The sequence below is a fragment of the Streptomyces sp. NPDC002054 genome (assembly GCF_040296685.1).
In the GTDB taxonomy this organism is placed as follows: domain Bacteria; phylum Actinomycetota; class Actinomycetes; order Streptomycetales; family Streptomycetaceae; genus Streptomyces.
In genome coordinates this window covers 1-20,195 of sequence record NZ_JBEOXT010000004.1, presented here as the reverse complement: position 1 = coordinate 20,195, position 20,195 = coordinate 1, and the positions used below count along the sequence as shown (strand labels likewise).

The window sequence follows — 20,195 nt, the reverse complement described above, 5'->3', positions numbered from 1 at the left end:
CGTGCGCTCCGAATCCGCCGCGGCGGAAGCGGGGGCGTCAGCCCCCGGCTTCGCAGCCGGCTCGGCGGGAGCCGGGTCCCCGGCGACCGGCTTCGCAGCCGACGTCTTCGGCTCGGCGGGAGCCGCGGACGGCTTCGCAGCCGGGTCGGCGGGAGCCGGAGCCTCGGCGGACGGCTTCGCGGCCGGGTCGGCGGGCGCCGGGGGCTCGGCCGGGGTCTCCGGGGTGGCCGGGGGTGGCGTGGGGTCGGCGGCTGCGACCCACGCCGCTACCGCCGCCCGGAGCGGATCCTGCCGCTCGGCAGGCTCTGCATCGCGCGGGCGCAAAACCGACAGGCGGGGGTCGCGCTCCGGCGACGGAGCCGAAGCCGACGACCCCGAACCCGAACCCTTCGGTTCACGCTCCTGCGCCGCCGCCGCTCCCGACGAACCCGAACCCTGCTCTACCGACTTGTCGGGGGACTCGCCCGCCACCAGTTCCTCCTCCATCGCTGTCCGAACCGTCTACCAGTGTCCCGTCTAGGGGACATCGCCCCCGTGCTAGACGAGAACGACATAGCTGCAGGTTCCCGCACAAAGAAGACAGGCACTCTCGACAGATGAATGTGAGAGGGGTCACCCTGTCACTCATCCACGCGGGGAGGCATGGATGGGCAGGAGCCGCAGAACAATTCCGGAGGAGCTTCTGCTGCTCGCCTTGGACCCGACCACGGGAACCACGGCGCAGCCGCAGTCGCTCGACCTCGGCCTGGCCGGGGCACAGCTAGTGGAGCTGGCTCTGGCAGGACGGATAGCCCCTGATGGGGATCGTATCGCCGTGGTGATGCCACGGCCGACAGGAGATCCGACTCTGGACTCCGCACTGGAACTGCTGCGCAGGCGCGGCAGCCCGGTACGGGCCGTCCACTGGATCGGCGGACCCCGGCTGGGGCTCCGTCAGATTTACCTCGCTCATCTGGAGCGGTGCGGCATGGTCCATGCCGTGGCGGGACAGATGTGCGGGGTGCTGCCGACGACTCGCTACCAGGCGACCGACACGGCCATCAGCCGGGAGATCCGTGCCCGGCTCGACAGTGCGATCCGCACCGGTGTACCGCCGGACCCGCGGACCGCGGCGCTCGCCGCACTGGCCCACGCGGTCGGTCTCGGCAAGCACCTGTACCCCGGCAACGAGGGTCGTTCGTCCAGGTCCCGGCTGCGGGACCTGATCCGGCACGACCCGATGGGCGGCCTCGTGGCACATGCCGTGATGGACGTCCAGAACGGTGTGGCAGCACAGCCGCGCCGCGAACGTGCCGCAGCAGCACCGGCATCCGCACCGGCCCCGGCCGCCCGTGCCACGGCGGCGAGCGGCCTTCCGCTGCAGCCGCGCCGGGGCGCCCCGATGGCCCGCGCCGGCGCCGCGCACTGATCCACCCGCAGCACCCGCAGCACCGTACGACCCGTACGACCCGTACCAGCAGATCCACAGCAACGCCGTCGCCGTGACCGTGGCCGCCCCTTCGCCCCGGTCCGGAAGCCGCCAGCGCGCGGGGTGGCGAGGCCGGTCCGCCGGCCCCGCCGCCCCGCGCGTCTGTGTTTCCCGCACATTCCCCAGCGGTGACACACCGTTCGGTGGCAGTCTGCTCACTATCAGACACGCAGCGCGCACAGAACACGTACGCACGAGACAGAAGGCGGAGGTGCCGTTCCCGTGGCGTCCAATGTCAATCCCACCGTCCGACGGCGCCGACTCGGCATGGAGTTGCGCAAGCTCCGTGAGGACAAGGGCATGACGGCCGAACAGGTCGCCGAGCGTCTGCTGGTCTCCCAGTCCAAGATCAGCCGACTGGAGAACGGCCGCCGGTCCATCAGCCAGCGTGACGTCCGCGACCTGTGCGAGGTGTACGAGGTGGAGGACCGGAGGCTCGTGGATTCGCTCATGCAGATGGCCAAGGACTCCCGCCAGCAGGGCTGGTGGCACGCCTTCGGCGACATTCCGTACAGCGTCTACATCGGTCTGGAGACCGATGCGGCCAGCCTGCGGGTGTACGAGCCGCAGATCGTGCCGGGGCTGCTGCAGACCCCGGAGTACGCGCAGGCCATCATCCGCGGCGCGCTGCCGGAGACCGCGCCGCTGGACATCGACAAGCGCGTCCAGGTCCGGATGCGGCGCCAGGACCGGCTTTCGGAGACGGCCAACAACAATCCGGACATCGGTCCGCTGCGGCTGTGGGCGGTCATCGACGAGGCGGCGCTGCGCCGGCGCGTGGGCAACGCGCAGTTGATGATCCGGCAGCTGGAGCACCTGATAGAGCAATCGGAACTGCCGCACGTCACGGTCCAGGTGATGCCGTTCTCGATGGGCGCACATCCCGGACTGAACGGGCAGTACGCCATTCTGGAATTCCCGGACGCATCCGACTCGACGGTCGTCTACATCGAGGGCGTGACGAGCGATTTGTACCTGGAAAAGGCCAATGATGTGCAGAAGTACAGCGTGATGTACGAGCATCTGCGCGCCCAGGCCCACAATGTGGACCAGACCCGGGAGTTTATCTCCGACATCATTGCCCAATACGCGCAGAAGGGCTGAGATGGGCTGAGAAGAGCCGTCTTCGGCGGTGGGCGGGCCGGGAGGCCGGTACGGTACACCGTCACCTCCCAGCCACAGAAGGCCTGAATGGAATATGCCACCCGGTCGAGTGAATGACCTCTTCACTCAACGAGCGGTGCGAGTAGCGTCGATCACGCCAACCAGGAAAAGGTTGGCGCCACATCGGAAGAACTCGCTGGACCGGAGAGAACATGGCTATTCGTCAGGGTGCCACCGAAAACTGGACCAAGTCCTCCTACTCCGCCGGAAACGGTGCGTGCATCGAGGTCAAGTCCCCGATCATGGAAGCCATCGCGGTCCGTGACTCGAAGGTGCAGGACGGTCCGTCCGTCACCTTCGCGCCGGCTTCGTGGACCTCGTTCGTCAACGGAGTCACCGGAGGCACGCTGGGACGTCTCGCCTGAGCGTGACGGCGAGAACCCGGCCCGCACCCCGTCCCAGCATCAACGAATGAGCCCTCTCGACTGGTCCGCCGTCCCGGCCGAGGGGGCTCGGTCATGCCCGGACACTTCTCAGTGGCGCAGGCGGTCCACGTATCGGTCGGTCCCGGGGACCGTGGGGATGAACGGCGCCACCAGCTCCACCCGGCCCAGGCCGGCCTCCGCGACCTCCGCATCCAGCCCGCGGAAGCGGTCCCAGCAGTCGCGCGGGTCGGCCTCCAGGAACCAGAGCAGGGTCAGCCGGGTGTCGACGCCCTCGACCTGCTTCACATAGGTCATCCGGTCCCCGGGCAGCGGTGTCGGCCGGAAGACCGTCACCAGCGCCGCCGGCCCGCCCGCCAGCCGCTTCGGCAGGGCCCGCGAGCGCAGCCACTCCAGCAGTTCCGCCCGCTGCCCGGGACCGTCCGCGTCGACGACCTGGAGGATGAGCCCGGCATACGGGTGGTCCAGTGCGTGGTAGTCCCGGGGGCCGGCGGCACCGTCCCGGTAGACGGTCGCCCCGTGGTCCTGGAAGGACGTGAACACGTGCGTCCGGTCCTGGTAGACCCGGCCGTCCCGGTTGAGCCGCTTGTTGATCCCGACGGTCCACTTCATGTGCTCGTCATAGCGGCCCTCGGTCACCCAGTAGGTGGAGAGGTAGCAGCCGGCGGTGACGGGCTGGGCGACCGCCGACTTCTCGGGGTACCGCAGGTCCTGCAGGTCCCGGGTGGCCACCCAGCGCCGGCCGGCGTACATCCAGGGCATGGCCATGGCCCCGGCGTAGTAGTGGTCGTCCTCGTACCAGCGGTTGTACGCGTACTCGTGGCCCGGGTGCGGCTCCACCATGGTGATCAGGGCATGGCCGGGCCGCACCCCGTACGGACCCACCGCGGCGAGCTCCGCATATCCGGCCCCGCGTTCGCCTCGTTCCTCTTCGCCATTCGTCATGGCACCGGTCTATCTGATGAGCCATCAGTTGGGGAGTCCGTGAACAAATGAACAAATGATTGGCGGATACACACTTCTTCACTAGTGTGTCCGCGGTCACCGAACCGATTCAGCCAAGGAGCCCGCATGAGCGACCAGCAACAGCCGTCCGCGCCCCCTGCGTTCGCCGCCCGGGCCACCTCGGTCGGGGGCTCGCCCGTACGGGAGATCCTGGCGCTCACCGAACGGCCCGGGGTGATCTCCTTCGCCGGCGGCCTGCCCGCGCCCGAGCTCTTCGACAGCGAGGGGCTGCGGGCCGCGTACGACGCCGCCTTCGCGGGGGCGGCCCGGCGGGCGTTGCAGTACTCGACCACGGAGGGCGCGCCCGAGCTGCGCGAGGCGGTGGCCGCGCGGATCGGCGCCCGCGGGCTGCCCACCACACCGGACGACCTGCTGGTCACCACCGGCTCGCAGCAGGCTCTGGCGCTGATCACGGCCACCCTGGTCGAGCCCGGCGATGTGGTCCTGGTCGAGAACCCGACCTACCTGGCGGCCCTCCAGTGCTTCGGGCTCGCGGGGGCCCGGGTGGCGGCGGTGCCGTGCGACGAGGAGGGGGTGCTGCCGGAGGCGCTGGAGGAGGCGGTGCGGCGGGAGCGGCCGAAGCTGTTCTATTCGGTGCCGACCTTCCAGAACCCGACCGGGCGCACCCTGCCGGCCGCCCGGCGGGCCGCGGTCGCGGGGATCGCGGCCCGGCTCGGCCTGTGGCTGGTGGAGGACGACCCGTACGGGGAACTGCGCTACGAGGGCGCCGAGGTGCCCTGGCTGGCGGCTCTCCCGCAAGCGGCGGACCGTACGGCCCTGCTCGGCAGCTTCTCCAAGATCATGGCGCCGGGGCTCCGGCTGGGCTGGCTGCGGGCACCGGCCGGGCTGCGGCGGGCCGCGGTGGTGGCCAAGCAGGCGGCCGATCTGCACACCTCCACCGTGGACCAGCTGGCCGCCGCGCATTATCTGGCCGCCGCCGACCTCGACGGACACGTGACCCGCATCCGCGCGGCCTACCGGGCCCGCCGCGACGCCCTCCTGGCAGGCCTCGCCGAGGCCCTGCCGGCCGGGTCGGAGTGGAACCGGCCCGAGGGCGGCATGTTCGTCTGGGCCCGCCTGCCGGAGGGCTGGGACGCGACGGCCCTGCTGAAGTCGGCGGTGGCCAACGACGTGGCCTTCGTCCCCGGCGCCCCCTTCTTCACCGGCACCCCGGACCCCCGCACCCTCCGCCTCTCCTTCACCACCCACACCCCCGAAGAGATCGCGGAGGGCCTGGCCCGCCTGGAGAGGTCGACCCGCTCGGCCTCCTGAGCCGCCGCGGCAAGGCCTCAGGCGGCGTCGGGCATGGGCTGCCCGTCCGGCGGGCAGTCGCGGCAGCGGCCGGGCTCGGGGGCGCGGAAGGCCCGTTCGCAGCCGTCGCAGGTCTGGAAGGGGTCCGGGCGTGGCGGCTTGGGCACCTCGGGAACCTCGGGCAGCGGCGGTGGCAGCAACTGCTTGAGGCGGTACGCGAGCATGGCCGCCGGATAGCGCAGGTCGGGGGGCAGCAACGCGGCCAGGGCGCGGGTCACGGCCTCGGGCGCGGCCTCGCGTTCCAGCCAGGCGGCAACGGCCGGGGCGAGCCGTTGGACGTCCCGCTCTGCGAGCAGCAGGCGGGGGTCCTCGGTGCGCAGCCCGGCGAGCAGGTCGACGGCGGCCCGGTGAAGGCCGGCCGAGGGCCGGTCGGGCCGGGGCAGCGGCACGACCTTGGCGGGAGCACGCGGCGGCTCCGGCGGCGGGGCGGCCTGCTTCGCCGGTGCGGGTACGGCGGCGGCCTTCCTGCGCCGACGGCGGGAACCACCACCCCGCGGCGGGTCGGGCTCCGGATCCGGCTCCGGCCCCTCGTCCTCCGGATCCGGATCCTTCACTCCCTGCGGCCTGTTGTACGAGACCGTACGGGTCACCACCTGCCCGTTCGGCAGCCGCTCCCGGGTCCGGCTCAGGTACCCGTGGGCCTCGAGCTCGCGCAGTGCCGCGGCGATCCGCTGCGCCCCTTCGGGGAAGCGCCTGCTGAGGTGCTTGATGCCGACCGGGGAGCCGTCCGGCAGCGACTGGATGTGGGTGGCGAGCCCGATCGCGATCAGCGACAGCTCGGTGTGCTGGGCCAGGTGGTTGCCCACCACGGTGTACTGGACGTTGTGTGGATCGGTCACTCGCTTGACCCCGGTTCGGTGATTCCCGGCGGGAACACGGGACGTGGCGCGGCGGGGCGCGCTAAAATTCTGGAAAGCCATCGGGAACTGGTTCTTCCTGTTTGGTCAGGCCCTCGTTCGGGATGGCAGTCCCGGCGGGGGCCGACGCATTTCTGCGTGGTCGAGCCGAGCATATGCCCGCCAACCGTGCCGAAATCCAGTCCAGTTGGCACAGTTCACCCATGTGAGGGACGGACGCCCTCGGGGAGGCTGGTGGGGTGGGGTTGGGTATTTTCCCCCTGGGTTTTGGTCTTTATGCGTCGGGGCCCACCGTGTCACCAACGGTCAGGACACGGCAGCCCGTTCATCCTTCGCCGGGCATGGGCATGACCATCGGACCGCCGCCGTCTCCGTCCGGGGAGCCGCCCGGGCACGGGGGTTCCCACCCGGACCTCGGGGCCCTACCCTGACGCACCGTCAGGAAATCGGTCCCCGCCGGGAGGCGAAGCTCATGCTGCTGCAAGGGAAGACCGTCATCGTCTCCGGCGTCGGGGCCGGGCTCGGGCACCAGGTGGCCGCCACCGTCGTGCGGGACGGCGGGAACGCCGTGCTCGGGGCCCGGACCGAGGCCAATCTCGCCAAGTCCGCCGCCGAGATCGACCCCGACGGCGCCCACACCGCGTACCGGACCACCGACATCACGGCCGAGGCGCAGTGCGAGGCCCTGGCGGCCCTCGCCGTCGAGCGGTTCGGCCGGATCGACGCCGTCGTGCACGTGGCCGCCTGGGACTCGTACTTCGGCGGGCTGGAGGACGCCGACTTCGGCACCTGGCAGCAGATCATCGATGTGAACCTGCTGGGCACGCTCCGCATGACCCGCGCCTGCCTGCCCGCGCTCAAGGAGCGGGGCGGATCGGTGGTGATCGTCGGTACCCAGTCCGCGGTGGCCGCGCCCTCGCAGGTGCAGCAGGCCGCCTACGCCGCCTCCAAGGGAGCGCTCACCTCGGCCATGTACTCGATGGCCCGCGAGCTCGGCCCGCACCGCATCCGCGTCAACACCGTGCTGCCCGGCTGGATGTGGGGGCCGCCGGTGCAGGCGTACGTCACCTTCACCGCGCACAGCGAGCAGGTCGGCGAGGACCAGGTCCTGGGCCGGCTCACCGAGCGGATGGCACTGCCGGAACTCGCCACCGACGGGGACGTCGCCGACGCCACGGCCTTCCTCGCCTCCGACCGGGCGCGGGCGATAACCGGCCAATCCTTGCTGGTCAACGCCGGTGAGCTGATGCGGTGAGGGCTGCTCTGCGGGCGGCGGTCGCCCGTGCAGTGCCCCATCTGTCGGATCGTATGCTCCCAGCATGACCAATACGGGGAATCCGCCGGGCAACGCAGACGCTCCGACCGAAAACGCCATGCGCCGCGCGCTCCGGCGGGCCCGCGACGGCGTCGCGCTCGACGTGACCGAGGCCGCCGTCCTGCTCCAGGCACGCGGCTCCGACCTCGACGACCTGACCGCCTCCGCCGCACGCGTCCGCGACGCCGGCCTGGCCGCCGCCGGGCGGCCCGGCGTCATCACGTACTCGAAGAGCGTCTTCATCCCGCTCACCCGGCTCTGCCGGGACAAGTGCCACTACTGCACCTTCGCGACCGTGCCCGGCAAGCTCCGCCGGGCCGGCCACGGGATGTACATGTCCCCCGACGAGGTCCTCGACATCGCCCGCCGCGGTGCCGAGCTGGGCTGCAAGGAAGCCCTCATCACCCTCGGCGACAAGCCCGAGGACCGCTGGCCCGAGGCCCGCGAATGGCTGGACGCGCACGGCTACGACGACACCCTCGCCTACGTCCGGGCCATGGCGATCCGGATCCTCGAGGAGACCGGGCTGCTGCCCCACCTCAACCCGGGGGTGATGTCCTGGGCCGACTTCCAGCGGCTCAAGCCGGTCGCGCCGAGCATGGGCATGATGCTGGAGACCACCGCCACCCGCCTGTGGTCGGAACCCGGTGGCCCGCACCACGGCTCCCCCGACAAGGAGCCGGCCGTCCGGCTGCGTGTCCTGGAGGACGCCGGCCGGTCCTCGGTGCCCTTCACCTCAGGGCTGCTGATCGGCATCGGCGAGACCTACGAGGAGCGCGCCGAGTCCCTCTTCGAGCTGCGCCGCATCTCCCGGGCGTACCACGGCATCCAGGAACTGATCATCCAGAACTTCCGCGCCAAGCCGGACACGGCCATGCGCGGGATGCCGGATGCCGAACTGGACGACCTGGTGGCCACGATCGCCGTCGCCCGGCACATCATGGGGCCGTCCGCCTGCCTGCAGGCCCCGCCGAACCTCGTGGACGGCGAGTACGTCCGGCTCATCGGCGCCGGCATCGACGACTGGGGCGGTGTCTCGCCGCTGACCCCCGACCACGTCAACCCCGAGCGCCCCTGGCCGCAGATCGACCTGCTCGCCGGGCAGTCCGCGGCGGCCGGGTTCGAGCTGCGCGAGCGGCTGTGCGTGTACCCGGAGTTCGTGCGGCGCGGCGAGCCCTGGCTGGACCCGCGGCTGCTGCCGCACGTCCGGGCTCTCGCCGACCCGGAGACCGGGCTCGCGAACGCGGACGCGGCGGTCGAGGGCCACCCGTGGCAGGAGCCCGACGAGGGCTTCGCCTCCTTCGCCGCCTCCGGCCGCACCGATCTGCACACCGCCATCGACACCGAGGGCCGCACCGGCGACCGCCGCGAGGACTTCGACCACGTCTACGGCGACTGGGAGGCGCTGCGCGAGTCGGCGGCCCCCGGGATGGTGCCCGAGCGCGTCGACACGGACGTACGGGCGGCCCTGGCGCAGGCCGCCGACGACCCGACGAAGCTCACCGACGAGCAGGCGCTCGCCCTGCTGCACGCGGACGGCCCGGCCCTGGACGCGCTCTGCCGGATCGCCGACGACCTGCGGAAGTCGGTCGTCGGGGACGAGGTCACCTACATCGTCACCCGGAACATCAACTTCACCAACGTCTGCTACACCGGCTGCCGGTTCTGCGCCTTCGCGCAGCGCCGCACGGACGCCGACGCGTACACGCTGTCGCTGGAGCAGGTCGCGGACCGTGCGGCCCAGGCCTGGGACGTGGGCGCGGTCGAGGTGTGCATGCAGGGCGGCATCCACCCGGACCTGCCCGGGACGGCGTACTTCGACATCGCGCGGGCGGTGAAGGAGCGGGTGCCGGGGATGCACGTGCACGCCTTCTCGCCGATGGAGGTGGTCAACGGCGCCACGCGCACGGGGATGTCCGTACGGGACTGGCTGACGGCGGCCAAGGAGGCCGGGCTGGACTCCATCCCGGGGACGGCGGCGGAGATCCTGGACGACGAGGTGCGCTGGGTGCTCACCAAGGGCAAGCTGCCGGCCGCCGACTGGATCGATGTGGTGACCACCGCCCACGAGCTGGGCATCCGCTCCTCGTCCACCATGATGTACGGGCATGTGGACCAGCCGCGGCACTGGCTCGGCCACTTCCGCACCCTGGCCCGGATCCAGCAGCAGACCGGGGGCTTCACCGAGTTCGTGACGCTGCCCTTCATCCACACCAACGCACCCGTCTACCTGGCGGGGATCGCCCGGCCGGGGCCGACGGTCCGGGACAACCGGGCGGTGACGGCGATGGCCCGGATCCTCCTGCACCCGCACATCACCAATATCCAGACCAGCTGGGTGAAGCTGGGCGCGGAGGGCGCGGCCGAGATGCTGCGGTCCGGTGCGAACGATCTGGGCGGGACCCTGATGGAGGAGACCATCTCCAGGATGGCCGGATCGAGTTACGGCTCGTACAAGTCGGTCCGGGACCTGGTGGCGGTGGCGGAGGCGGCGGGCCGGCCGGCGAAGGCCCGTACGACGCTGTACGGGGAGGTGCCGGAGGAGCGGCAGCGGGTGGCCGCCGCTTCGGACGGCCACCTGCCGGAGCTGCTGCCGGTCCTGGAGTGAGGGCTGCGGGCCGGGGGGTCAGCCGACGAGCAGGTCCTTCTTCAGGCGCTTCAGCTCGCGGGCGTCGATGCCGAGGCCGTCCTGGAGGTACCGGTCGAAGGTGCCGTACTTCGCCTTCACCTCGTCGTAGCCGGAGTTGAGGTACTCGGCGCGGACGTCGAGCAGCGGCTTGTAGACGGCCGCCTGCTGGGGCGGGAGGTGGCCGAGGATCGCGTCGTTGGCGGCCTTGCGGTAGTCGTTGCTGGCCAGGTAGTCGGCCATGACCGTCTCCTGCGGCACCCCGAGGGCGGTCAGCAGGGCGGCATTGGACCAGCCGGTGCGGTCCTTGCCGGCGGTGCAGTGGAAGAGCACGGCCCGGCTGTCGTCGCGGCGGATGCCGTCGAAGACCTGGGTGTACGCCTTCTTGCCGCCCTCGCCGCTGACCATGGCCTTCTCGGCGTCGACCATCGCCTTGACCGCCTCGTCGGGGGTCTTCGGCATGGTCTGGAACGAGCCGGAGCCCGCGAACACGTCGGCGACCACGTACTGCGCCCCGGCCGGGACGAGGTCGGGGTCCTTGGCCCGCTCGTCGGCCATGCGGAGGTCGAAGACCGTCTTGACGCGCAGCCGCTGCAGCTTGGCGAGGTCGTTCGCGGTCAGCTTGTTGAGGGCGTCGGAGCGGTAGACCTCGCCCATCTTGACCCACTGGCCGTCCGCGGTGCGGTAGCCGCCCGCGTCACGGAAGTTGACGGCACCGTCGAGCTTGATCAGCCGGTCGGCGAGGCGCAGGCCGGCACCGCGGTCGGCGCTGAAGTCGAACCACTGGCGGTCGGCGGCGGGCAGGCCGGTGACCACGGCCTCGCCGGTGGCGCCGCCCTTGGCGACGACCTTGCCGTTGGCCTTGACGGCGACCCGCTTGGTGCCCTGGGCCTTCCACTTCAGGGTGTACGAGGAACCGTCGGCGGCGGCGGTGACGGTGGCCTCGGTGAAGGGAATGGCGTGCCGGTCGTGGAAGTGGTGGGACACCGTGGCGGTGGCGGCCGGGGCCACGGTCAGGGAGAGGGTGAGGGCGGAGGCGACGGCGGTCGCGGCGAGGGTTGCCTTCTTCATGACTGCGAGGCTGGGCGGCGCGGGGAAACCGGGCGTGAACACGACGTGGCCGAAACCGGCCGCCCGGAAGGACAGTGGCAAAACGTGCCACCTAAGCAGCCCATGCCAGACAGACGGCCGGAACTGTTCGGTTTCCGGCCTTTCTGCGCTTAGTTAGAGGCTGCTTGACGCAGAGCTTCCGATTTCGATCGGAACTGTCCACTACAGTGCGCGCCAGAACGAGGGTGGGGGAGACCGCATGGACCTGGTGGCAGAGAGCACGGCGGAGCAGCAACGGGATACGGGGACGGGCGCCGTGACCAGTGCCGTGACCACCGGGCTCTGGGGCCGGACCGAGCAGCAGGACTTCCGCAGCCGGGTCCGCGGCACCCTGCTCGGCGCGGCCATCGGTGACGCCCTCGGCGCGCCCGTGGCCGGCCTCTCCCTGGACGGCATCCGCGAGACCCACGGCTTGGAGGGCCTCACCGAACCCGCCCCCGCCTACGGCCGCCGGGGCGCGGTCACCGCCTCCACCCAGCTCACCCTGTTCACCGTGGACGGCCTGATCCGGGCCCACGTACGCCGGGACACCGGCGCCTGGCACCCGCCCACCGACATCCACCGCGCCTACCTGCGATGGGCCGCCACCCAGCACGACTGGGGCCCGGACGAGCGGCGCAAGGACAACGGCTGGCTGGCGCACGAGGAATGGCTCTACGCCCGGCGCGGACCCGACCGGGCCTGCCTGACCGGGTTCGGCGACGAGATCCTCGGCACCCTGGACAAGCCGAAGAACCCGACCGCCCGGGACGCCGCCGCGACCGTCCGCTCCTCCCCCTTCGGGCTGCTGGTGGGCTGGGAACCCGCGCTGGTCCTCCAGTTGGCCGTGGAGTGCGCCGCGCAGAGCCACGGCCACCCCACCGCCTATCTCTCCGCCGGGGCCTTCGCGGTGATCGTGCACGGCCTGACCCGCGGTGAATCGCTGGACGCGTCGGTGCAGCGGGCCGTGGGACTGCTGGACGCCCGGCCCGGCCGGCAGCCGGTCACAGACGCCCTGCAGCGGGCCGTATCGGCGGTGACCGCCGGACCGCCGTCCCCGAAGACGGTGGAGTCCCTCTCGCCCGGCGACGGCCGGGACGCGGAGGACGCCCTCGCCGTGGCCGTGTACTGCGCACTGGTTGCGGAGGACATCCGGCACGGCCTGCGGCTCGCCGTCAACCACGGCGGCGATTCGACGGCCACCGGTGCGCTGTGCGGTGCCCTGCTGGGGGCGCTGCACGGGGAGACGGCCCTGCCCGCCCCCTGGCTGGCGGACCTGGAGGGGCGGGCGACGATCCTGGAGATCTCGGACGACTTCGCCCTGGAGATGACCCAGGGCCCGACCCTGCACGGCCCGGCGGTCTCCTCGGCGGGCTGGCTGGCGCGTTACCCGCGCGGGTAGTCCTCTCGGCACAGTCCTCTCGGCATTCGCGTATGCAGACCGTACGGTGGGGCATCCACTTGACGGAGGTGTCAGCACATGAGGATCGCCGCCACCATCTTCCTGACGGACCGGACCGTGTCCCCGGTCCGCATCGCCCGCAGCCTGGAGGAGCGCGGGTTCGCCGCCCTGTACCTGCCCGAGCACACCCACATCCCGGTCTCGCGGGACACCCCCGCCCCGATGGGCGGGGAGCTGCCCGAGCAGTACGGCCGGACCCTCGACCCCTTCGTGGCGCTCGGCCAGGCCGCGGCCGTCACCGAGCGGCTGCGGCTCGGCACCGGGATCACCCTGGTCGCCCAGCACGATCCGGTGGACCTGGCCAAACAGGTCGCCACCCTGGACCATCTGTCCGGCGGCCGGTTCACCCTGGGCATCGGGTACGGCTGGAATGTCGAGGAGGCCGCCGACCACGGCGTCGACTGGCGCACCCGCCGCGAACTGGTCCGGGACCGGATGGCGTTGATGCGGGCCCTGTGGGCTCCGCAACCGGAGGGCTACATCGGCGAGTTCGGCTCGGTCCGGGCCAGCTTCGCCCACCCCAAACCCGCGCAGCCCGCCCGCGAACTGGCCGGCGGCCTCCCGCTGCACGGCCCGCGGACCCTGATCGGCGGCGCGGCCGGCCCCAAGCTGTTCACGCACATCGCGGAGTACGCGGACGGCTGGCTGCCGATCGGCGGGCGCGGACTCGCCGAGTCACTGCCGGTACTGCGGGCCGCCTGGGAGCTGGCCGGCCGCGAGCCGAAGGCCCTCCAGGTGGTGCCGTACGCCGTACAGCCCAGCCCGGGCAAGCTCGCGCACTACGCAGACCTGGGCATCGAGGAGGTCGTCCTGCAACTGCCCTCGGCCACCGAGCCGGAGGTCCTGCGAACCCTGGACGACTTCGCCCGGTACCTGTAACAGCCGGCGCCCCATCCGGACATCTGAGTACCGGCCTGAGTACGACCACTCAGGCCGGCCCGCCCCCCATCCGCGAGGCTGGACCCATGACCACCCCGCCTCAGCCCCCGCACACCCCCGCGCCCGCCGCCTTCGGCCCGCCCCCGGCCATGCGACCCCCGCGCGCCCGCCGCACGGTCCTGGCCGCGGCCCTGGCCCTCGTCCTGCTCGCGGTGGCAGCCACGGCCGGCTGGTGGCTGCTCCGCGAGGACGACGACTCCCCTCTGGCGGGCCGCCCCCGGGTCACGGACCAGGCCGCGGGCCTGTCGTACGGGATCCCCGAGAGCTGGAAGCAGCCGGAGAAGCAGGGCGATCTGATCAACGCCTTCACCTCGACGATCTCCAAGGACTCGGCCGCCACCGTGCTGGCCGGCCGCGCCGGAGCCATCGCCGAGGCGGACCTCAAGCGGCAGACGGAGCGCTCCGCCCGCTCCAACGCGGCCTTCTTCTTCCCGGACGGCCGCTCCACCATCACCGACTCCCAGCCGACGAAGGTCAGCGGCCACCCGGCCCACACGGTCACCCTCAAGATCGACGACGGCAAGGCCGGCACGGCCCACCTCCGCTTCACCGTCACCACCCTCACCGCCGACCGCTCCGCCTTCCTCATGGGCGTCGCCCAGGACCCGGACCAGGCGCAGCGCGAGGAGGTCGACACGATCCTGGCCAGCGCCAAGGCCCTGTAACTGCCTCAGCCGCGGACGGGCAGCTCGGCCCACACGGTCTTGCCGACCACCCGGTCGTGCACCCCCCACCCGGAGGCGACCGCCTCCACGATCCGCAGCCCGTACCCGCCCTCGGCCCCCGACTCGTGCTCCCGCACCACGGGCCGCAGGTCCCGCCGCGCATCGGACACCTCGACCCGCAGCACCCCGTGCATCAGCACCATCCGCAACTCGAAGTCCCGCCCCTGCACCCGCCCGTGAGCAACGGCGTTGCTCACCAGCTCGGCCACCACCAACGCAGCCGCATCGGAGTCACCCCCACCGAGCGGCAGCCCCCAGTCGGCGAGCTCGATCACGGCCAGATGCCGCGCGAGCCGGGCACCCCGCCGGGTGGAACTGAAACGCTGAGTGAACGTGTGTACGGTCATGGCGGCAGCTCGCCGCAGTGCTGTCATACCGCCACGCTCCCGCGCTGACCAGCCCTTTCGGCAGCACAGGACCTCGTACAACGCGACTGTACGAGAGTCACACACCGTAACCACCCCGATGGACGGAACCTTTCCCACCCCCCAGACGGTCAGAGTGCGGGATGCAACGCCCGGCCGGAGAGGGGACCACGTGGAGCGGGACGCGGAATTCGCCGAGTTCGCGCAGGCCGTCTACCCGCGGATGCTGCGTACGGCGCTGCTGCTCGCAGCCGACCGGGACACCGCGCAGGACCTGACGCAGACGGCTCTGCTGAAGGTCTACCTGGCCTGGTCGCGCCGGCACGGCTGGGACGACCCGGCCGCCTACGCCCGCCGGGTGCTGGTCAACGTCCACGGATCCTGGTGGCGGCGCCGCTGGCGCGGGGAGCTGCCGCACGGAATCCTCCCCGACCGCCCCGGACCGGACCCCCAGCGCGGCTGGGGCCAGCGGGTGGACCTGGCGCGGGCCATGGCCACACTCCCCCGGGACCAGCGGACCGTACTGGTCCTGCGCTTCTACGAAGACCTCAGCATCGCCGAAACCGCCGAACTGATCGGCTGCAGCACCGGGACGGTCAAGTCACGAACGGCCAGAGGCCTGGCGCACCTCAGAAACAACGTGCCCGAGAAGGACGAGGGGAGCACCAGCTCATGACCACAAACGACAGGGAACAGGAAGCACTGCGGGCCGGCCTGCGGGAGCTCGTGGACGGCGAGCCGGCCGGCCCGGCCCCGGTGGCCGAGGTGATCCGACGCGGCCGGGACCGGCGGCGGGCGGCGGGAGCGGCAGCCGGAGTACTGACCTGCGCCGTACTGGCCTCGGTAATCACCCTGGGCCTAGGAGGCCGAGGCGAATCCGAAACAGCCACCACCACGAGGCCGACCTCCCCCACAGCACCACCACCAGCCCACCAACCGGAACGACGTACGGTGACCCCCGGCAGCCCGGCCACCGGCCCGGCCGCCGCGGAGGTGGGGCGCACGTACCCGCTCGACTGGGGTGCGCACTGCGGCCTGCGCTACCTGCCCTTCGCCGGCCGCATGTGGCAGGCCGGCACCGTCCCCGCCACCCCACCGAACCTCCCGGGCCCCCAGGGACCGGCCTCGGGCCCGCCGGTCGTACCCGGCTACGCCACCCTGACCGCCCCCGACAGCCTCCGCTTCGAAGCCCCCGGCTGGCTCGACGCCCCCGTCACCCTCACCCCGGCACCGAACGCCCCCGGCTGCGCCTAGCGAATCAGCGCGGGTACAACCGATTCACAATCAACGCATAATCATCTGAATTGGGCACATTACTCTTCGGATCGACCCCGTACATACAACTATTGGTACTGGTGTTGTGCCCCACCCCAAAGGCGTGCCCGCTCTCGTGACAGGCGACGGCGCGGTGGTTCGACGGGTACGAGTTGTTGTACTTGATCGACACCGTGCCGTCGACGAAGAAGCGCGCCGAGTCGTAGCTGTAACTGGTCACACCCAGCCACCCGGTGGCCCCGTAACTGCCGTCGACCACATCGACACAGTGCGTTCCGCTGTACCCGGGGCAGCCGCCGGTGGCCCGCTCCACGTGGATGTTCGGCGACTGGTTCCACTGGGTCAGCACAGTGCCCTGGGGCCAGCCCGCCCCGGACCGGTCGTTGTAGTAAATCTGCGGGTTCGTGTACCCATTGCGACGCCAGTTGATCACCGGGCACTGCCCGTCCAGGTTCGCGGCACTGCCCCACCCGCAGTTCCCCGCCATCGTGGACACAGCCCCGGGCTCCAGAACACCCCGCACTCCGGCGGCCCGCAGCTTGGCGGCAAGCTCCTTGGCCGTCACCCCGGGGGCGGCCAGGTACACGCTCCCGTGGGTAACCCCGTCGGCCGTGGTGTAGCTGGTCTCAACCTCCTCCGGCACAACCGCCCGACCATTGGCCTCGGCGGACGGCGCCGGGTTGGGCCGCTGGGGCGGAATGGCCGGCCCTTCCCCGGCGACGGATCCGGGTGCGGTCAACAGGACTGTGGTCAGTGCGGTGGCCGCGAGTGCGGTGGCGGTCAGCGTTCGTGCGTGGCGCATGACGACTCCCCTCCCGTTCTCGAATGTCCATTCGAGACATGACGGATCGTCACATCACCCCCCGACCGGACGACACCCTTCCCGTCAAAGTGGCCGAATACCCCCACCTGGCCGATTCCCGCCCGCTGCGGAACCGCGCCAACCTGTGTCGCGTTCGGGCTCCCGACCTCAAGACGAGGACGGGGACCCTGGCCACCCTTCAGTCGCGGCGCCTGACCGGCTCTCCGAGCAGCTCGGTCAGTTCCGCCTCGACGGCGGCGAGCAGCGGGGGCCCCCAGACGGTCAGTGTCTGTTCCCAGGGGTGGCCGAAGGTGCCCAGGCGGAGGTCGTGGGTGAGGTGGAGGTAGTAGTCGCCATTGGGGTAGGTGCCTTTGCCGGGTCGGGGCGGCCGTCCAGGGAGGTCGGTGCGGCGGGTGTCGTAGCGGTAGCCGTCGTGCTGCCAGTCGAGCCAGTAGACGAACTCGCCGGGCTCGGTGGCCGTGAGCAGTCCGCGCTGGACGATCGCGTCGATCTGTTCGGGGAGGTCAGGGACGGGCCGGTGGTGGGCGTGCAGATGCCAGACGGCGGAGGGAACGGGAGCGCTGATCGCGGGCAGGGAGGTGGTGCTCGGCTTGAAGTCGAAGTCCGTGTAGAAGCGGTCCCACAGTGGAACGTCGTCGAGGAGCCAGTCGAGGAACTGCGCGGGGCGGGTGGTCTCGGGGGTGCCGGTCGGGCGCCAGTAGTAGGAGCGGACGGTGGCTGCCTCGATGAAGCCGGCCTTCAGAAGCCGCTCGCGCAGGAGGCCTCCGGCCTCGGCGAGGAGGGGACGTGAGCTCTGCGTGCGCCAGTGGGCGGTGCAGTCCTTGACGAAGTCTGCGTCGTCGCCGCTCAGCCCACCGACGATTTTGAAGGGGCGGGTCAGGTCGGCGTAGACCCAGCCCACGGCGGTCACCTCGCCGTGCTGCAGGAGGACGTCGATGTAGATGTTGCCGTGCTCCGAGGCGCCGTCCGCGATCATCTCCGCATAGGGCACCGCGTGCGGGCCGGGGGAACCGACGGCGATCTCCCAGGCCCGTTCGGCCTGCTCCTGTACCGCGTACAGGCTGCGGATTTCATTCCGGGGCTCCGCCACAACATCGGGCTGCTCGCCCGGCAGCTCCTCGGCAATCAGCACGGAACGCTCCCAGCCCGGAGTGAACCCCGCCGCCGTCAGCGCCGGGCCCAGGTCCGGCGAATCGTGCCCGTACACCTTCCACTCCACCGGCTCGTCACGATCCGCGAAGGCTTCCTGCTGGCAGCGAACCAGGCTGGCGATGTCGGTCCCGGGCGCGATGGGGGCGTGCTCGGCCGTGCCGTGCGTCCCGTAGTGCCGGCGCACGACCGGCCCATCGGCCTGGACCACCACCCCGACCGGATGCCACGAGGGGGCCCGTCCCCGCAGCCCGTCGTATTCCGCCCACCGCTCGCCCATGTCCATGCGCGGGAGCCTAGACGGGGCTCGGAGGCGTCCCGGCGTCAGGACCTTGGGGGTACACGCCTCGGGGCAGTTTCCCGCCCCGACCATCCATACACACAGGTCAGGGGTGTCCCGACGGCGTCAGGGGCCATCTAGAACACTCAGATGGGCCAAGTAGCGCGCTAAAGGGCCAACTAGGACCTGTCTGACAATTGACCTTGTGGCCGGTCGTGGCAAGCTGACGGGTGCGACGTGGGAGTGGGTCCCTAGCGCGCCGACCTCGCCAGCCCGCGGAACGGGCGGAAGCACAGGCTGGCACCGCCAGGTTCGTCCTCGAACCCGGCGAGCACCAAGAGCTGCCGCCCGTCCTCGCCGACGTAGAAGTACTCCGCTACAGCGACCGCGGACGCCGGGTCGGCGGAGTCACGTTCGGCCAACTCATCGGCAAGCGATCGGGCCGTCCCGGCGTCCTCGGTGTCGTACCACGTTGCGGTGAAGTAGCGGGCGGCTCCATCGTGCCGCCCCTCGAAGCGGTGGGGCGCGTAACGGCCCGGCGGATCGGCCGAGTAGAGCGCCTGAATGGCGCTGCCCAGAATCTGCTGGTTGCGAGGGTCGGCGGCGAAGGCCAGATGCGCGTCGGAACTCGTCCATTGGGCGAAGTTGAGGATAGTCCGGCCGTCGGATCCTGCCAGACAGTGCCGCGCAAGGTACGCAGCCGGCAGCGGGGCCTCCTCCCAGGCGTCCATGACGCCGGACATAACCTTCTGCTGTTGTTCGGGCCCCTCGGTGTGCCATAGGGACGCCAGGATGAGGCCCGCGTCCGGACGGTCAGGGTCGGGCAGTGCGACCGGCTGGAGGCCGGCAACGGTGGCGGTCATGGCACCAGCCTTCAACCTCAACTGCGATTGAGGTCAAGTTCCGTGATCGCCCAAGGTCGACGACCCGGCCCTGAAAAAGCGCCCTAAGGTCCTTGGGTGGATTCGCGGAGCCAGAGGATGAGTGAGGCGAGGTGGACTCCGGCCTTGTAGCGGGTGGCTAGTTTGTCGAAGCGGGTAGCTATCGCGCGGAACTGCTTGAGGCGGTTGAAGCAGCGTTCGACCACGTTGCGGGCCTTGTAGAGCTCGCGGTCGAAGACCGGCGGCCTGCCGCCGGTCTGTCCGCGCCGCACACGGTTGGCTCTCTGGTCGGCTCGTTCCGGGATGACCGCGCGGATACCCCGCCGCCGCAGGCCCTGGCGGATCGCCCGTGACGAATACGCCTTGTCCGCGATGACCGCGTCGGGCCTGCGGCGGGGCCGCCCGGCGCCGGTCCGGGGCACCCTCAAGGCGTCCATGACTTCGTCGAAGACGGTGGAATCGTTGACGTTGCCAGGCGTGACGACGACGGCCAGGGGCAGGCCCCGGCCGTCGCAGGCGAGATGGACCTTGGTGGTCAGCCCGCCTCTGGACCGGCCGAGCGCCTGGCCAACCGTCGCATGTGCCGGATCTTCCAGTTCGTCCCCAGCCGCCGCCCCTTTTTGCGGGCGCCGGCGGGGTGCTGGTGGGCTCGGTTGATCGTGGAGTCGACCGACACCGTCCACTCCACGGATCCGACGGATTCGTCCCGGACCTGGACCTGCTCGAGCAGGCGAGCCCAGGTTCCGTCCGTCTCCCAGCGGGCGAACCGTTCATAGGCTGTCTGCCACGGCCCATAGCGTTCCGGCAGGTCACGCCACGGCGCACCTGTCCGCAACCGCCACAACACCCCGTTGATGACCTACCGGTGATCCCGCCACGGCCGACCTCGCCCATCAACACCCGGCAGCAGGGGCACTATCCGCTCCCACGCTGCATCCGGCAGCTCACCACGACCCACCACAAGATCAATTATCAGACAGGTCCTAGTCTTCTGAGTCAGGAATTCCGTTCAGATGTGTAGGCTTGGCCTGTGGCGCGTACTGGGCGGCCGAAGGCCGAGTTGATCCTGTCGGGTGAG

At 71.1% G+C, this 20,195-nt stretch carries 18 protein-coding genes and 1 pseudogene; 11 read left to right on the top strand and 8 right to left on the bottom strand.

Going from position 1 to position 20,195, the window contains the following annotated elements; all coding sequences use genetic code 11:
• The first annotated feature begins 646 nt into the window (after positions 1 to 646).
• The 3 genes from ABT123_RS04705 to ABT123_RS04695 all read left to right on the top strand — a co-directional run bounded on the left by ABT123_RS04705 (position 647) and on the right by ABT123_RS04695 (position 2,997).
• On the top strand, positions 647 to 1,408 hold the full coding sequence (locus tag ABT123_RS04705) for a GOLPH3/VPS74 family protein (RefSeq protein ID WP_351309790.1): 762 nt from the start codon (positions 647 to 649) through the stop codon (positions 1,406 to 1,408).
• 282 nt (positions 1,409 to 1,690) lie between these two features.
• Positions 1,691 to 2,572: a helix-turn-helix domain-containing protein gene (locus ABT123_RS04700; protein WP_351309788.1), complete on the top strand. Its 882-nt coding sequence runs from the start codon at positions 1,691 to 1,693 to the stop codon at positions 2,570 to 2,572.
• Positions 2,573 to 2,784: 212 nt separating this feature from the next.
• A complete protein-coding gene (locus tag ABT123_RS04695; protein WP_351309787.1) occupies positions 2,785 to 2,997 on the top strand; it encodes a DUF397 domain-containing protein in 213 nt (70 codons plus the stop codon).
• 108 nt (positions 2,998 to 3,105) lie between these two features.
• On the opposite strand, the gene ABT123_RS04690 is transcribed toward ABT123_RS04695, so the two are convergent.
• Complete coding sequence (locus tag ABT123_RS04690; RefSeq protein WP_351309785.1) at positions 3,106 to 3,960, bottom strand: hypothetical protein; 855 nt, start codon at positions 3,958 to 3,960, stop codon at positions 3,106 to 3,108.
• Positions 3,961 to 4,086: 126 nt separating this feature from the next.
• Between ABT123_RS04690 and ABT123_RS04685 the strand changes: the two genes are divergently transcribed.
• Positions 4,087 to 5,292, top strand: a complete 1,206-nt coding sequence (locus ABT123_RS04685; RefSeq protein WP_351309783.1) for an aminotransferase-like domain-containing protein — start codon at positions 4,087 to 4,089, stop codon at positions 5,290 to 5,292.
• A 17-nt stretch (positions 5,293 to 5,309) separates the two neighbouring features.
• Here the strand turns inward: ABT123_RS04685 and ABT123_RS04680 are convergent, their stop codons facing one another.
• Positions 5,310 to 6,251, bottom strand: a complete 942-nt coding sequence (locus ABT123_RS04680; RefSeq protein WP_502970863.1) for a helix-turn-helix domain-containing protein — start codon at positions 6,249 to 6,251, stop codon at positions 5,310 to 5,312.
• 409 nt (positions 6,252 to 6,660) lie between these two features.
• On the opposite strand from ABT123_RS04680, the gene ABT123_RS04675 reads away from it, so the two are divergent.
• Both ABT123_RS04675 and ABT123_RS04670 read left to right on the top strand, forming a co-directional pair.
• Positions 6,661 to 7,443: an SDR family oxidoreductase gene (locus ABT123_RS04675; protein ID WP_351309779.1), complete on the top strand. Its 783-nt coding sequence runs from the start codon at positions 6,661 to 6,663 to the stop codon at positions 7,441 to 7,443.
• A 64-nt stretch (positions 7,444 to 7,507) separates the two neighbouring features.
• The gene (locus ABT123_RS04670; RefSeq protein ID WP_351309778.1) at positions 7,508 to 10,111 is read left to right on the top strand and encodes a bifunctional FO biosynthesis protein CofGH; all 2,604 of its coding nucleotides are present in this window, start codon (positions 7,508 to 7,510) and stop codon (positions 10,109 to 10,111) included.
• 18 nt (positions 10,112 to 10,129) lie between these two features.
• On the opposite strand, the gene ABT123_RS04665 is transcribed toward ABT123_RS04670, so the two are convergent.
• Positions 10,130 to 11,200, bottom strand: a complete 1,071-nt coding sequence (locus ABT123_RS04665; protein WP_351309777.1) for a tyrosine-protein phosphatase — start codon at positions 11,198 to 11,200, stop codon at positions 10,130 to 10,132.
• 307 nt (positions 11,201 to 11,507) lie between these two features.
• On the opposite strand from ABT123_RS04665, the gene ABT123_RS04660 reads away from it, so the two are divergent.
• The 3 genes from ABT123_RS04660 to ABT123_RS04650 all read left to right on the top strand — a co-directional run bounded on the left by ABT123_RS04660 (position 11,508) and on the right by ABT123_RS04650 (position 14,284).
• Positions 11,508 to 12,620: an ADP-ribosylglycohydrolase family protein gene (locus tag ABT123_RS04660; protein ID WP_351310110.1), complete on the top strand. Its 1,113-nt coding sequence runs from the start codon at positions 11,508 to 11,510 to the stop codon at positions 12,618 to 12,620.
• Between the two features lie 78 nt (positions 12,621 to 12,698).
• The gene (locus ABT123_RS04655; RefSeq protein WP_351309775.1) at positions 12,699 to 13,559 is read left to right on the top strand and encodes a TIGR03619 family F420-dependent LLM class oxidoreductase; all 861 of its coding nucleotides are present in this window, start codon (positions 12,699 to 12,701) and stop codon (positions 13,557 to 13,559) included.
• An 86-nt stretch (positions 13,560 to 13,645) separates the two neighbouring features.
• The gene (locus ABT123_RS04650) at positions 13,646 to 14,284 is read left to right on the top strand and encodes a hypothetical protein (protein ID WP_351309774.1); all 639 of its coding nucleotides are present in this window, start codon (positions 13,646 to 13,648) and stop codon (positions 14,282 to 14,284) included.
• 5 nt (positions 14,285 to 14,289) lie between these two features.
• Here the strand turns inward: ABT123_RS04650 and ABT123_RS04645 are convergent, their stop codons facing one another.
• Entirely contained in the window at positions 14,290 to 14,691 is a 402-nt protein-coding gene (locus ABT123_RS04645; protein ID WP_351309772.1) for an ATP-binding protein, read from the bottom strand.
• Positions 14,692 to 14,881: 190 nt separating this feature from the next.
• Here ABT123_RS04645 and ABT123_RS04640 point away from each other — a divergent pair, with 190 nt between their 5' ends.
• A complete protein-coding gene (locus ABT123_RS04640) occupies positions 14,882 to 15,385 on the top strand; it encodes a SigE family RNA polymerase sigma factor (RefSeq protein WP_351309771.1) in 504 nt (167 codons plus the stop codon).
• Positions 15,382 to 15,963 carry a hypothetical protein gene (locus tag ABT123_RS04635; protein WP_351309769.1) on the top strand — a complete coding sequence of 194 codons (582 nt, stop codon included), beginning with the start codon at positions 15,382 to 15,384 and terminating at the stop codon, positions 15,961 to 15,963. The genes ABT123_RS04640 and ABT123_RS04635 overlap by 4 nt, the downstream gene beginning before the upstream one ends.
• Before the next feature lie 4 nt (positions 15,964 to 15,967).
• Here the strand turns inward: ABT123_RS04635 and ABT123_RS04630 are convergent, their stop codons facing one another.
• The 4 genes and pseudogenes from ABT123_RS04630 to ABT123_RS04615 form a co-directional block, all read right to left on the bottom strand.
• Positions 15,968 to 16,786, bottom strand: a complete 819-nt coding sequence (locus ABT123_RS04630) for a zinc metalloprotease (protein ID WP_351309767.1) — start codon at positions 16,784 to 16,786, stop codon at positions 15,968 to 15,970.
• Positions 16,787 to 16,985: 199 nt separating this feature from the next.
• Positions 16,986 to 18,242: a DUF2716 domain-containing protein gene (locus ABT123_RS04625; RefSeq protein WP_351309765.1), complete on the bottom strand. Its 1,257-nt coding sequence runs from the start codon at positions 18,240 to 18,242 to the stop codon at positions 16,986 to 16,988.
• A 245-nt stretch (positions 18,243 to 18,487) separates the two neighbouring features.
• Positions 18,488 to 19,099 (bottom strand): hypothetical protein, encoded by a 612-nt coding sequence (locus ABT123_RS04620; protein WP_351309763.1) that lies wholly within the window; start codon positions 19,097 to 19,099, stop codon positions 18,488 to 18,490.
• 83 nt (positions 19,100 to 19,182) lie between these two features.
• A pseudogene (locus ABT123_RS04615) lies at positions 19,183 to 20,078 on the bottom strand (IS5 family transposase).
• Positions 20,079 to 20,195 lie beyond the last annotated feature (117 nt).

What these genes read in the sequence shown, in the direction of transcription:
- ABT123_RS04705 (WP_351309790.1), top strand. Translation starts at nt 647, where the DNA reads ATGGGCAGGAGCCGCAGAACAATTCCGGAGGAGCTTCTGCTGCTCGCC.
- ABT123_RS04695 (WP_351309787.1), top strand. Translation starts at nt 2,785, where the DNA reads ATGGCTATTCGTCAGGGTGCCACCGAAAACTGGACCAAGTCCTCCTAC.
- ABT123_RS04690 (WP_351309785.1), bottom strand. Translation starts at nt 3,960, where the DNA reads ATGACGAATGGCGAAGAGGAACGAGGCGAACGCGGGGCCGGATATGCG.
- ABT123_RS04685 (WP_351309783.1), top strand. Translation starts at nt 4,087, where the DNA reads ATGAGCGACCAGCAACAGCCGTCCGCGCCCCCTGCGTTCGCCGCCCGG.
- ABT123_RS04680 (WP_502970863.1), bottom strand. Translation starts at nt 6,251, where the DNA reads ATGGCTTTCCAGAATTTTAGCGCGCCCCGCCGCGCCACGTCCCGTGTT.
- ABT123_RS04675 (WP_351309779.1), top strand. Translation starts at nt 6,661, where the DNA reads ATGCTGCTGCAAGGGAAGACCGTCATCGTCTCCGGCGTCGGGGCCGGG.
- ABT123_RS04670 (WP_351309778.1), top strand. Translation starts at nt 7,508, where the DNA reads ATGACCAATACGGGGAATCCGCCGGGCAACGCAGACGCTCCGACCGAA.
- ABT123_RS04665 (WP_351309777.1), bottom strand. Translation starts at nt 11,200, where the DNA reads ATGAAGAAGGCAACCCTCGCCGCGACCGCCGTCGCCTCCGCCCTCACC.
- ABT123_RS04655 (WP_351309775.1), top strand. Translation starts at nt 12,699, where the DNA reads ATGAGGATCGCCGCCACCATCTTCCTGACGGACCGGACCGTGTCCCCG.
- ABT123_RS04650 (WP_351309774.1), top strand. Translation starts at nt 13,646, where the DNA reads ATGACCACCCCGCCTCAGCCCCCGCACACCCCCGCGCCCGCCGCCTTC.
- ABT123_RS04645 (WP_351309772.1), bottom strand. Translation starts at nt 14,691, where the DNA reads ATGACCGTACACACGTTCACTCAGCGTTTCAGTTCCACCCGGCGGGGT.
- ABT123_RS04635 (WP_351309769.1), top strand. Translation starts at nt 15,382, where the DNA reads ATGACCACAAACGACAGGGAACAGGAAGCACTGCGGGCCGGCCTGCGG.
- ABT123_RS04630 (WP_351309767.1), bottom strand. Translation starts at nt 16,786, where the DNA reads ATGCGCCACGCACGAACGCTGACCGCCACCGCACTCGCGGCCACCGCA.
- ABT123_RS04625 (WP_351309765.1), bottom strand. Translation starts at nt 18,242, where the DNA reads ATGGACATGGGCGAGCGGTGGGCGGAATACGACGGGCTGCGGGGACGG.
- ABT123_RS04620 (WP_351309763.1), bottom strand. Translation starts at nt 19,099, where the DNA reads ATGACCGCCACCGTTGCCGGCCTCCAGCCGGTCGCACTGCCCGACCCT.